Origin of the sequence: Fibrobacter sp., assembly GCF_045601785.1 — a bacterium.
Lineage (GTDB): Bacteria > Fibrobacterota > Fibrobacteria > Fibrobacterales > Fibrobacteraceae > Fibrobacter.
Window position 1 is genome coordinate 127835 of the sequence record NZ_JAZSAF010000013.1, and the last position, 10427, is coordinate 138261.

A 10427-nucleotide genomic window follows, 5' to 3' on the forward strand; every position below is an offset into this window, starting at 1 on the left:
TTTTTATTAAAAGTCTACATTTTTACAATATTTTACCTTAGTTTACAAAGTTTGTTGACTATTTATTGCTATAAAATGTCCACATTTGTAGAGAAATTGCCGAAAAATGTTTCGTTTTCGCTATTTTTGCGCCTGTTTCGAATGTCAACACCCCGAGGCGGGGCTTGAACGCGTCCCGTACCGGGAAAATTTTTAACTTTTACTATACCATGTACTACATTTTTATGTATATTTAATATCATGAATACCTTCGTAAACATTTTCGAGTTTACCAAGTTCCGCAAGTTCCTGGCCGAATACCAGGAGCGCCGTCAGGCGGCGGAGCCTTCGTTTTCGCGTACCGAGTTCTGCAACTTGCTGGGGCTCCCGAATACACGCAGCTATTTCAATGACGTGGTGCAGGGCAAACGCGTGACCGACAACATGCGCGAACGCTTTATCAACGTTATCGGGCTCAAGGGAAACGAGGCGAGGTATTTCGAGGCGATGGTCGATTTTGACCAAGGGAAGACTGCCCAGGTGCGCGAGGCGGCGTTCGACGCCATGATGCGCCTGAACAAGAACCCGCAGGCGATTGTGGACCCGGACAGTTACGAGTTCTTTGGCAACTGGTACAACAGCACGGTTTACGCGATTCTCGAGGTGATGGATGTGGGCGACGACGTGTCGGAACTCGCGGCGAAGATTTTTCCGCCCGTGTCCGAGAAGCGCCTGAAGGCAAGCCTTGAACTTATGCAGAAAATGTCGCTCGTGCGCAAGGACGAGCGCGGGTTCTGGAAGCCGACGAAAGATAGCCTTGCCACAGTGCAGCAGAGCAAGAGCCAGATGGTGCTCCAGTTCCAGAAGCAGTGCCTGGAACTTTCGAAGCAGGCGCTGGAATCCGAAGGGAGCGAGTCCCGCGACATGACTACGTTCACGTTCGCGGTTTCGAAATCCGCACAGGCGAAGGTTGAGAAGGCCGCCGAAAAATTCAAGGCGCAGGTGCGCCAGATCGTGATGGCCGATAACGAGACGCCGACCGTCGTGGAGCATGTGAACCTGCACGTGTTCAGCAACATTCGCGAAAATAATAAACCGTCCGGTGCGGGCGAGGCGTAGGGAGGGATGTGTTTATGGGATGCTTTAGGAATATGATTGGTTCGGGACGACTCGCGTTCGCTTTTGCCGCGGCGTGCGCGCTCGCCTTCTTTGCGGGCTGCAGCAATACGTCTTCTACGGATTCCGCAGGAATTTTGATTGAGACGAATACGGGCAACAAGGGGCTTGCGCGGATTCTTGTTTCTACCGAAAATCTGGATGTTGTCGCGGGCGATACGGTCGTGGTGTTCAAGGCGAGTGCCGATACCGTGGGAGATACTTTGTATGTAGATACGGTGGATTACAGGCACGTGGCGACCTCGATTGAGTGCGAGTCGGGCGTGATGTCGCTCGATAGCTTGCCCGTGGGCAATTATGAATCCGTTTCGGTGCACCCTCTGGAAGGTGACGTGCGTTCCGTGGCTGTTTCCTGGAACGTTGAGGAAAATTCCACGAATATCGACCGTGCGCTGGAAGCTGAATTCAAGGGCGCTGTCGCGCTCGTGCTTCCCGAGGGGTTCGAAGATTTGGCCTCGTCGGATGAAGTGTTCGAGGATGTGCCTTTCGCGGTCCGGCTCCCGGATGTAAAAAATCCCTGCCTGCTGGATGCTAACGGCAACATGGTGCGTCTCAGTCGTGCCGAACTTGCGAATGTCCCCACGGCAAAGACTTCTGATTCCGCTGTTTATTGGGGTGTGCTTCCGCAGGTCGCCTTCGACGGGAATGGCGCGATTTCCCTTGACATCGTGGAATCGTGCCAGTCCAGCGACCGGATTGACTTGGCTCTGGCCCGCTATGTGGAGCATTTTGATTCGGTTGTGCCCTCCGAAGCGGCGCTCGCTACCGGCAACGAGCTTGCGTCTGTGCTCGGCAATTCCCGCTGGGTGGATTCTACCGACAACTGGTTCTACATTCCCGATTTCAAGCCCTTCTCCGAAGACGGCTACTACATGGGGCTTTCCATCTGGTTCAATATCGATTCCATGCAGGTGGGCGAGTACGCACAAATTATTTCGGCCAAGAAGGATAGCGTGGGCTTCACCCTGCAAAAGCGCGGAACATCGGGTGCGGTGAACCTCAGGCTCGATACGCGCACGGGTGTCTACAACACGGTCGTGGGGCGTGCGAACGGGGTGCTCGACGGAACCTGGCACAACTACTCGTTCAAGATTCACAGCGATAGCGTGACCACGTTCATCGACGGAGCGCTGCTGGAATCCAGACAGTTCGATGCAGGCGAGGGCTTTGCCACTGCGTTTAACCCGGCAATCGGCTATGGCGGTATCCGCGGCGGTATTGACGAGGTGTTCTTCTTCGACGGTACGCAGTCCAACAACTGGATGCGGCTCTTCTACGCCCTGCAATATGCGGTTATAAAGGAATAAACGGGTGTTTAAGGCGCCTTTCGGGACGTGTTTTGTGAAATGTGGACTTTTTTTAAGTAAAGTGTTGTAAAAATTACATCATTTAGTTTGAAATTGTTGTAAAACTATTGACTTTTAATAAAAATAAGCGTATATTTGAATAGTAAACCTTATAGTAAAAAGGGAGATAAAATGTTTGGTGTGATGGGATTGAATTCTCGCGGAGTGGTGTCCGCGGCAGTTTTCACGCTCGCTTTTGCGGGCCAAGGTGCGTTCGCTCAGTCGTGGTATGCAACTGACGTGCGCCAAGGGGGCCATGACCCTTCCATGTACAGGGACGAGAATGGCTACATCCTTATGTCCACGAATAACAACCTGGCAATGTGGACCTCGACGGACATGGTCAAGTGGAGTTCGAAGGGCCAGATTTTCAGGGATAGCCCGCAGTGGCTCAAGAATGCCGTGGGCGGCAAGACCGACGGCATCTGGGCTCCGGACCTGTTCCATTTCAATAACCAGTACGGCGTGTTCTACTGCGGCTCCGTTTTTGGCCAGCGCACCTCTGCCATCGGTGTCGCGACGAACGCGAACCTGGATTTCTCGAATCCGGCGAAGGGTTGGACGGACCAGGGCGAAGTGACGCGCACCACGAACAGCAACAACTACAACGCGATTGATGCCGACGTGGTGGTGACTCCCGATGGCCAGTACTGGATGACGTACGGTTCGTGGAATGCGGGCGGTATCCGCTTGATCAAGCTGGACCCCAAGACGGGCAAGCAGGCGAGCGATGACAAGACGAACTACATGATTGCGACGCGCGGCGGTACGGGTATCGAAGGCCCGAGCCTCATCGAGCACGGCGGGCAGTATTTCTTGTTCACGGCCTGGGACGTATGTTGCAAACAAGGTAACGAAATCGAACAGACCACCTACAAGACGGCCATGGGCCGCGCCGACAAGGTGAACGGAACCTACAAGGACCGCAGCGGCAAGGAACTCAACAAGGGTGGCGGAACCATCCTGATGCAGCGATACAGCCGTTACGTGGGCCCGGGCGGCGGCGAGGCCTTCAAGGACCTGAACCGCATCCGCTTCGTGCATCATTACTACGACCTGACCGGCGACAAGTACAACCACATCCACATTCGCGACCTGGTGTTTACCGACGACAACTGGCCCGAAATGGGGCAGCCCTTCCTCGGGCGCTACCTGAGTGCCGAGGCGGAACACGGCATTATGACACGCGGTGCGACGGATGACCTGACCTTCAATTACACGAAGGAAGCCTCGAACGGCGAATACGTGGGCTACATCAATACGAAGGGTTCCAAGATTCGCTTGCCGATGAACATTATGCAGGCGGGCGACTACATTATGCGTTACCGTTACGCGAACGGCGGCGATAATGATGCTACGCATAAAGTAACAGTGAATGGAAAGGCGCAGACGGTGAAGCTCCCGAAGACGGGCGCCTGGGGCAGTTTCCCCGAAAAGTCCGTGGCGATGGTGCCTGCAAAGCTCAAGCGCGGCGGCAACTTTATCGAGGTGGAACCCGACCAGAATTTTGCGGAACTGGACCGCATCGACTTTTTGCGCGTGATTCGCGATACCATTCCGGGCAACGGCTTCGATAACGGAATCAAGGTGCGTCTCACGAAGGACGACAAGCTTGCCGTCAAGAACGGTGGCTACGCCATCTTCGAAAACGTGGTGACGGATTCTATCAAGAGCACTGAAGTCAAGGTCGAACTGCAACAGTGCAGCGGCGGAACGCTCAGTATTCGCGAGGGTTCTGCCTCGGGTACGGAACTTTCCAAGTGCACTGTTCCTTCGAGCTGCGCAAACGGCGCCTGGACCGAAGTGAACTGCTCTGCCACCAAGAAGCTTTCGGGCGTCAAGGACTTCTACCTCACGGGTAGCGGCATGAGCGGCGAAGTGCTGGTGGGCAACATCCGTTTCGGAAAGGCAGCCTCTATTGAACCGCCGGTATCTAGTTCTAGCGTGAATCCGCCTGCCTCGAGCTCCAGCGTGGCTCCGGTGGAATCTAGCTCCAGCGAGGTTGCGCCGGAAAGTTCCAGCAGCGGAACGACCGCGATTGCGCAGGCAAAATCTTTGAAAGCCAATTACAAAATGACGACGAATGCTTCTGGCTACACCCTCCATTTTGATCGTCCCGGTAATTACGAAATCATCGTGATGAACCCGCTGGGTCAGCTGATGGCTCGAAAGACGGTGCGCATGGAATCTGAAGTGTCGCTGCAGGGCCTGCCTAAAGGAAAGTACGTCTTCAAGGTGATGAATCGCTAACAGAAAAAGGGATGTTTGGGTATGTTTAAACGTGCTTTATCTATGCTGATGGGGGTAGCGGCTGTTGCGATGGCTGCGAATCCCCTCACTACAAAATTCTACTCTGCCGATGCCGCGGCGCTCGTGCACAACGATAGCCTGTTTATTTTTGCGGGCCACGACGAGCAGGGCGCCCAAGGGAATAACAACAAGTTCTTCTTGATGAACGACTGGCACGTGCTGGTGACCGACGACATGGAAAACTACCATGACTACGGTGCGGTACTTTCGTGGCGGACCTTCAAGTGGGCAAACGGCAACGCCTTTGCGGGCCACTGTGAATATCGTAACGGCAAGTTCTACTGGTACGTGGCTGTGCATCATGCGACCGTCGTGCGCGACGAAGGTTTCGCGATTGGCGTCGCGGTGGCCGATCACCCCTCGGGCCCGTGGAAAGATGCTATTGGCAAGGCGCTCGTGACCGATGACACCCCGAACGATGTCGCGCTGAATATCGACCCCGCGATTTTCTACGACGGGAACGATATCTGGATGTATTGGGGCTCGTGGAATGCGGGTCGTCGCGTAAAGCTCAAGGAAAACATGATTGAACTTGCGAGTACGCCCGAAGACATCAAGATCAGGGACTTTTTCGAGGCTCCCTGGATGCACAAGTACCGCGGCAACTATTACTTCAGTTACGCCTCGGGCTACCCGTCTACGACAAACTACTCCATGGCCACGAGCCTGAATGGCCCGTGGACGCAGAAGGGCGTGCTGAACGACAAGCTCGACAATTCCGAGACGAACCACCAGGCGATTTTCAAGTATCTCGGCCACTGGTACTTTATGTATCATGGCGCGAACGCTCCGGGCGGCTGGACCTACCGCCGCTCCGTGAATATCGACTACCTGTACTACGACGAGAATGCGAATATCCAGAAAATCAAGCGCACCACCACGGGTGTAGATAAAGTAAATAACGCGCTCGTAGAGAATGGAACGTATCGCCTGACCGTTTCGCACAGCGCGCTTTCGCTGGTCGAAGAGAACGGAATCGTGGTGCAGCGCCCCGAAAGCGAAAAGGATGCGAACCAGTTCTGGACCGTGGAACGCAGCGCGAAAAATGCTCGCCATTACACGCTCAAGAATTACGGTACCGGCCGCTACTATTGCCCGCCCAAGACGCTGCTCGATACCGTCAAGACGTCGGCGACTGCCTGCGAAATCCGCATCGAGAACGCCTCTGCCGCGAAGGGCTACTACCTGTACGGTGACTACGACAGCGACTTTGTGGGCGACGTGCTGAATGTCTCGAAGGACGCGGGCATGCCCGTGATTACCTGGGTGCGCACCGGTGCGGACAACCAGAAGGTGAAACTCGCGAAGGCGACCCCGCCGGCGGTTGAACCGGAATCGTCTTCTAGCGTCGAGGAATCTTCCAGCTCCGTTGTTGCCGAAAATTCTTCGAGCAGCGAAGTTGCGCCCGAAAGTTCTAGCAGTGGAACTACCGCGATTGCTCCGCGTGCCGCTCGCCAGGGAATGCAGGTGCCTGCTCGCAAGGGTTACCGCGACCTCAAGGGCCGCAGTTTCGACAAGCAGATTCCGTATCGGGTGATGTTCTAGCGGAAGAAATTTGTCCTAAAAAGCAGGAGTGTTTGGATGTACGGATTGGGAAACGCTCTTCGGGGCGGCTTTATGAGTGTCGGCTTGTCGCTAGCCGTTGGCGCATTTGCGGCAAGCAATCCCGTTGTCACGAATATGTTCACGGCAGACCCCGCGGGGCTCGTTTACAACGATACCATGTATATCTTCACGGGGCATGACGAGGCGCCCGTCGGTCACGAAGGTTACATAATGAATGACTGGCACATATTCTCTTCGGGAGATATGGATACCTGGGTGGATCGCGGGGCCGTGCTTTCTATCAAGTCGTTCAAGTGGGCGCGCGGCAGTGCCTGGGCGAGCCAGACTATCGAACGGAACGGCAAGTTCTACTGGTACGTGACCGTGCACGACGGCAGGGACTTTGCGGTTGGCGTCGCGGTTGCGGACCATCCGGCCGGCCCGTACAAGGATGCCATCGGCAAGGCTCTCATTACAAGCGACATGACTCCGGCGAATAGCGGCGTGAATTACGATATCGACCCGACCGTCTTTATCGATGACGACGGACAGGCCTATATTTATTGGGGCAACGGCGCCGTGATGGGCTACAGGCTCAAGGAAAACATGGTCGAACTGCAAGGCGGCATGTTCAACGTGACGCCGCCCAGTTTTACCGAGGCTCCGTACGTTCACAAAAGGAACGGCTACTACTTTTTGACGTATGCCTACGGCTGGGAAGAACGCATTGGCCAGGCGACCATGAAAAGCCCGACGGGGCCCGTATCCAATTCCAAGGTCATTGTCGGCTACAACAAGAATTCCAATACGAGCCACCAGGCGTTCGTCGAATTCCATAACCAGTGGTATTACATATACCATACGGGCGCGATTGGCGGCAGTTTCCGCCGTGCGCTGTGCGTGGACTATGCCTACTACGAAAACGATTCGACCATCGCGAACATCACCATGACCGACGCAGGTGTAAAGAAGGTTGACCACGCGCCGATCAGGGATGGCGTTTACCGCATCAAGGCGCGGCACAGCGGCCTGAGTCTCGAAGATGCAGCTTCCGCGGTAATCCAAATGGATTCCGAAGAAAGTGAATCGCAGTTGTGGGCGCTCAGAAGAATCGACGGTTACACCTACACGCTCAGGAACATCGAAACGGGAAAGTACCTTTCGTTCGGAAAGGGAAACCTGCTTGATTCCGCAAGGACCGTCGATGCCGAAAACCGCATTGTCATCGAGAACTTTAACGTGGATGACGGTTACCGCCTGTACGCGGATACCGCAAGTGAATACCTGGGCGATGTCTTGAACATCTCTACGGAGGCGGGAATGCCGCTTGTCGTGTGGAAACAGACCGGGACGCAGAATCAGTCGTTCAAGTTTGAATATATGGGCGACGAATCTGCGTACAGTTCTTCCAGCGAGGATGCGTCGAGCTCAGGGACCGCTGAACTGATGTCAAGTTCCAGCTTCGAAGACGCGTCGAGCAGTTCCGCAGAAACTACGTCACTGGCCATAACGCCCGTGAATTTCGGAGCACGGATTGTCGGGGTCTCTCGCGCAGATGGGTTGCGGTTCTCGCAGGCTGCGGATTACGCCCTGATGAACCTGCACGGCATGGTGGTTGCCCGCGGGCACGCCGCGCAAGTTTCGGTGAGGGATTTTGCTCCCGGCGCATACGTGGTAAGGCTCGGCGGCCGCATCCAGAAAATCGAGCTGAGGTAAAGCATGTTCGACCGTGAAAATTTCGCCATCGTCAAGCAGATTGCGTTACTCGGCCTGCTCGCCATCGCGCTAGGGCTTGTTTACGGGTGAGATTGAGCTTGTACTCCAATGAATATTCTCTTTTTTTCGCTCAAAAACGCCATTTTTAAAATTTTTCAAAAAATATAGTACGCTTTGTAGTAAAAAGAGTTATATTTATAGAAAATTGTAGTACAATTTATAGTACGACAAAATTTGAAAAAGCCGTAAACAAAATAGCGATAAACTAAAATCAAAGGAGTGAAGGATGTTTGGATTGGGAAAAATCATCAGGAAAACGGCGCTGGTTCTGGGTGCCGTGGCGGTTGCGGCGCTTGCGCGCCCGTATATCGTGGGTGTCGATGTCTCGTGGGTGCTCGAAGACGAGTCCTTGGGGGCGAAATACTACGATAACGGCAAGCAGCAGGATCTCTTTGATATCCTGCAGAATCATGGAATCAACTTTATCCGCGTGCGCACCTTCGTGAATTCATGCATCGGCTACGCGAAGAACAGCTACTCGGGCGCGAATTCTAACGTGTGCTGGTGCGATCTGGAGCATACCATCGCGCTCGCCAAGCGCATCAAGGCGCACAACATGGGGTTCTTCCTCGATTTCCACATGAGCGACACGTGGGCTTCCATCGGCCATCAGGATGTTCCGGCCTCTTGGGCGGGCAAGAGCAATGCCGAGATGGGCAAGCTCGCCTATAACCACGTGAAGACGACCATGGATGCGCTCATGAAGGCGGGACTTCGCCCCGACATGGTGCAGGTGGGTAACGAAATCAACTCGAGGGTGGCGGGCGTTTCGCTGAGCAAGACGGCGGACTTCGCGAACATCATCAATTCGGGCGTGCGTGCGGTGCGCGAGACGGATCCTTCTATCAAGATTGTGATGCAGCATGGCCAGCCGCGCCCCGAGAAGGGCTTCGCGGATTGGTACAACAAGATTCATGCGAACATCGACTACGATGCCATTTGCGGTTCCACCTACGGTACCACGAACAACGGGCAAGATTGGCGCGATATGTTCGGGCTCGTGGTCAAGAACAAGAAGGCGGTGCTGAGTTGCGAATATACGGGCGAACGCACGGCCCTCGTGAACTCGGTGTTCTATGAATTTGGCGACTTGGGCTGGGGAACCTTCGTGTGGGAGCCGACCCGTTACAGCAAAAAACCGATGTTTGATCGCGATGGCCAGAAATACACGGCGAATGCGCGCCTTAGGGAACTGCGCGATATCGCGAAAAAATATAACGCGACGCTCCCGGACTGGGTGCAGAACGGCAAGACCGTTAAGAAGTACAACGTGAAGACGACGGTCGCTTATGGCGGCTCGATTGCGCAAAGCATCGAGGGCAGTGAAATTGCCGAAGGGAGCAAGGTGACCTTTACGGCCGTTCCGCAGGAGGGCTGGGAATTCGTGGCGTGGACCGGCGACAATACGGGTAACGGCAAGGAATACACGGTGGCAAGTCTCGGCAAGGATGTGAACCTGGGCGCGACCTTCAAGTTCGTGGGCAAGGATTCGCTCAAGTACGAGGCGGAAAACGGCGTGTTCAACAAGACGGTTCTCGAGTCGACGCGCGAGGGCTTTTCGGGCAAGGGCTACGCGAATCTCGATAACGAGGTGGGTTCCTCGGTGACGCTTTCCGTGGTTGCTGCCGACGAGGGCGATAAGGACGTGAAGATTGTCTTTGCGAACGGCTCTACGGCAAACCGCCCGGTAAGTGTTGCGGTGAACGGCAAGGTGCAGGTGGAATCGGTGGACTTCGAATCGACGGGAGCCTGGGAATCGTGGGATTCTAGCGTGGTGACGCTCAGGTTGCCTGCGGGTGCAAGCGCCATCACCATCGCTTCGCTCACGAAGGATGGCGGCCCGAATATCGACCGCATCGAGTTCGTGGATATAAACGCGGTGGTCCCTGTCAATCCTGGCGACTCTGCCGTGGGCGACAGTGGCACGACGGTACTCCAGAGGATCCCTGTGCGTAGCAATACGCTCCGTAACGGTGGCCGGAACTTCCTGGTGAACGGGCGTTCTGCGGGTGCATTGAAGAACCGCGCGTCAAAAATCAGGATGTATACAAAGTAATGGAACAAGGCGAGGTATGAAAATGAAGTGCGTGTTGTGTGCGGCCGTGATTGCCCTGGCTGCAGCGGAAACTTTCGGGGCAACCTACTACGTGGCCCCCGATGGCAAGAATACGAACAAGGGAACGAAGGATAGCCCGTTTGCGACCCTCAACAAGGCGAATTCCGTGGTGAACGCGGGCGATACCGTGTGGATTCGCGGCGGCACCTACTTGCATACGGATACGTCGTATGTGAAAA

At 54.9% G+C, this 10427-nt stretch carries 7 protein-coding genes; all 7 read left to right on the top strand.

Going from position 1 to position 10427, the window contains the following annotated elements; translation table 11 throughout:
• Positions 1 to 240: 240 nt before the first annotated feature.
• Positions 241 to 1098 carry a TIGR02147 family protein gene (locus ACKI61_RS02665; protein ID WP_290725391.1) on the top strand — a complete coding sequence of 286 codons (858 nt, stop codon included), beginning with the start codon at positions 241 to 243 and terminating at the stop codon, positions 1096 to 1098.
• A gap of 14 nt (positions 1099 to 1112) precedes the next feature.
• The gene (locus tag ACKI61_RS02670; RefSeq protein ID WP_407456267.1) at positions 1113 to 2462 is read left to right on the top strand and encodes a LamG-like jellyroll fold domain-containing protein; all 1350 of its coding nucleotides are present in this window, start codon (positions 1113 to 1115) and stop codon (positions 2460 to 2462) included.
• 183 nt (positions 2463 to 2645) lie between these two features.
• Positions 2646 to 4751: a family 43 glycosylhydrolase gene (locus ACKI61_RS02675; RefSeq protein WP_407456268.1), complete on the top strand. Its 2106-nt coding sequence runs from the start codon at positions 2646 to 2648 to the stop codon at positions 4749 to 4751.
• Positions 4752 to 4772: 21 nt separating this feature from the next.
• Positions 4773 to 6356 carry a family 43 glycosylhydrolase gene (locus ACKI61_RS02680; RefSeq protein WP_407456269.1) on the top strand — a complete coding sequence of 528 codons (1584 nt, stop codon included), beginning with the start codon at positions 4773 to 4775 and terminating at the stop codon, positions 6354 to 6356.
• Positions 6357 to 6392: 36 nt separating this feature from the next.
• On the top strand, positions 6393 to 8072 hold the full coding sequence (locus ACKI61_RS02685) for a family 43 glycosylhydrolase (RefSeq protein WP_407456270.1): 1680 nt from the start codon (positions 6393 to 6395) through the stop codon (positions 8070 to 8072).
• Between the two features lie 286 nt (positions 8073 to 8358).
• On the top strand, positions 8359 to 10188 hold the full coding sequence (locus ACKI61_RS02690; RefSeq protein ID WP_407456271.1) for a glycosyl hydrolase 53 family protein: 1830 nt from the start codon (positions 8359 to 8361) through the stop codon (positions 10186 to 10188).
• 16 nt (positions 10189 to 10204) lie between these two features.
• Positions 10205 to 10427, top strand: a 223-nt coding sequence (locus tag ACKI61_RS02695; RefSeq protein WP_407456272.1) for a right-handed parallel beta-helix repeat-containing protein, incomplete at its 3' end; no start/stop codon positions are given.